Genomic DNA, 539 nt, shown 5'->3' with positions numbered 1-539 from the left:
CCTGTTTCACTTTTACGCAAAGTCTCTAAACTCACCGATAGTGACTGTAGTGGCATAATAAAATTGGACAGCTTCTAAGAGGTTATAATAACCCAAAGAAGGAAACTAGTATGACCAACAATCGCAATCAATATACCCGAGAATTCAAGCTTGAAGCCATCAGCTTAGTGACTGAGCATAAGCGTAAAATACCTGATGTAGCAAGCTCACTTGGCATTGGCAAATCCACCCTGCAGAAATGGCTGAGTCAGTATCGACAAGAAACGAATGGCCAAGCACCTAAAGTCGGCAACGCTTTAACGGATGAACAGCGCGAGCTACAAGAATTGCGTAAGCAGGTTAAGCGACTCACTATGGAGCGCGACATATTAAAAAAGGCTTCTGCTCTGCTGGCCTTGGACAGCCTGAACGGCTATCGCTGATAAGCAAGCTTGCAGAGCAAGACAAAAGCGTCAGTAAACGCCGACTATGTGACTTATTTGGCATCATTAAAAGCAGCTACTACTATGGCACACAGACTAAGCCTATCGATATTGAAC

The 539-nt window shown here is 44.2% G+C and carries 1 protein-coding gene; it reads left to right on the top strand.

Going from position 1 to position 539, the window contains the following annotated elements:
• Positions 1-110: 110 nt before the first annotated feature.
• A complete protein-coding gene (locus AAEY83_RS12780) occupies positions 111-422 on the top strand; it encodes a transposase (RefSeq protein WP_025650617.1) in 312 nt (103 codons plus the stop codon).
• Positions 423-539 lie beyond the last annotated feature (117 nt).

Origin of the sequence: Psychrobacter sp. TB20-MNA-CIBAN-0197 (assembly GCF_040309765.1) — a bacterium.
Lineage (GTDB): Bacteria > Pseudomonadota > Gammaproteobacteria > Pseudomonadales > Moraxellaceae > Psychrobacter > Psychrobacter submarinus.
The sequence above is the reverse complement of the archived record's forward strand: the minus strand, read 5'-3'. Positions and strand labels throughout refer to the sequence as shown.

Bases quoted from the DNA above. Each gene is read 5' to 3' on its own strand.
- AAEY83_RS12780 (WP_025650617.1), top strand. From the start codon at position 111: ATGACCAACAATCGCAATCAATATACCCGAGAATTCAAGCTTGAAGCC.